Raw genomic sequence first — 1,631 nt, 5'->3', positions numbered from 1 at the left:
CCCGCACTCCGCTAATTTACGCCGCGATCTGCGCCAAATGTTCTGACGACGTACAGTCGGTCTTGTCGGCGCGTCTGGGTTGACGCGTTCCTCGTCCCCGACCTTGAAGCAGGCCAGGATTGAAGCCGGTGTAAAACGGAAACTCCGCAGCGTCGGCAGCGAACTCCGCCAGGCGGTCGTAATTGGGCGTGACCACGTTGATCGCCGTCTGGGCGCTACGGAACACGTGCCGTATCAGTCGAGACAGTGGAAGCGATCGCCTGTCGGCCAAGAGGAGGGACATGACAGCGAGGTCATACGGCATAAGAAAGCGGCGTGTCTCGGTAGCGACGAAATCGGTCTGTCTTTCGGTGAGACGTATCGAGCCTAGTGCTGACTCCAAGCCGGCACCGCCCGCTAGCTGCGCTTTGAATGCGTCCCATTGTGTAATCTCGCCAGCTGTCCAAACGCCTGGGACCGCCGCTGCCTGCAGCATCTGCGCCAGTGGCCACATGCCTGGTACACCGTGCGCGGCGGATGCGCCGCTGCCAAGTATGATTACAGGATTTCGGTTCACGACATACTGTGCGAACTCGCAAACCGTCTCCGCGTCTGTCTTCGCTCCCATTGCCCCCAACGTGATTTATTTGACGTTATGCTTCGTTTGCAACGAATCAGCCAGTTCGGCAAGAGGAACGACTGCATATCTGAACAGGTGTTGAAAAGCTTCGCGCACTTAAGGCTCTGACGCACTTTTGCTGAAGTGAGTGTCTCTATGTTGCGCCGACCAATCGGGCCTGCAGGAGGTCAAGCTTCGCACGTCCGTACATCTGACGCTTGATGAGCTTCAGACGTGTGATCTGACCTTCGGTTTGCCCATTCGACCAAGGGGAGACAATGGCGTTGCGAACGGCATCCAGGTCCTTTTCGACGCCGTTGGCAAACGATCCAATCAAACTGCTCCTGGCTGCTACAAGCCAGTCATCAAGTCTGCGCGCTGTCTTTGAGCGGATCATGGACTGGAAGTCGCCGATCGCCGTGCGGGCTACGACAAGTTCCGGAACGTTCACCTCGATCGCCGCGACCAGGATCGCCTCAGATTCTGCCAGACCATCACGTGCGACTGTCATCAGTCGGGCGATAACGCGCGCTGATGGCGTCCGGGCGAGCCCGCTCTGATTGGCTTTCGCTGCAAGCCGCCGGCGCTGGGCCCACTGTGACACCACACCGCTCTGTCCTGGAAACCCCTTTGCCTTCATCTCGCGCCAGAGCGCAAGGGCATTTCGGGCCCCTTGTTCCCAGCGGCTGTTGAGCCAGGGCAGCCAGCTATCGAGCGAGCTGGCCGCGTCCGGAAAACGTCGAGGCGCTGACCGCGTAGTACATCGCGGACAAGTTTCCGGCTATGGCCGGTTTGGCGGACAATCTGCCGGATCGGGGTTCCCACCTTCGCCAGTTCACGGACCGCCTCATTCGTTTGCTGGCGCCGCAGAAATCCTTCGTACTGCAGCCTTTCAGCGTAGGTCAGGAGCTTGGGATCAACCACGTTGCTGCCGACAGCCTGCCGGATCTGACGCATCGATTTGCCGACCGCATTGCGGATTCCACGGATGATGGGCATCGATTCCACGCGATCGTGGGCATGGATTCCACGG

Annotated in this window: 2 protein-coding genes; one reads left to right on the top strand and one right to left on the bottom strand. The window is 59.4% G+C overall.

Annotated elements, in window-relative coordinates; genetic code table 11:
• Positions 1-752 precede the first annotated feature (752 nt).
• Positions 753-1,205 carry a transposase gene (locus tag IE243_RS23710; protein WP_244643331.1) on the bottom strand — a complete coding sequence of 151 codons (453 nt, stop codon included), beginning with the start codon at positions 1,203-1,205 and terminating at the stop codon, positions 753-755.
• Between the two features lie 176 nt (positions 1,206-1,381).
• Here IE243_RS23710 and IE243_RS23705 point away from each other — a divergent pair.
• On the top strand, positions 1,382-1,631 hold a 250-nt coding region (locus IE243_RS23705), incomplete at its 3' end, for a hypothetical protein (RefSeq protein ID WP_244643330.1).

The organism is Camelimonas fluminis, from assembly GCF_014656355.1.
Taxonomy (GTDB): domain Bacteria; phylum Pseudomonadota; class Alphaproteobacteria; order Rhizobiales; family Beijerinckiaceae; genus Camelimonas; species Camelimonas fluminis.
The sequence above is the reverse complement of the archived record's forward strand: the minus strand, read 5'-3'. Positions and strand labels throughout refer to the sequence as shown.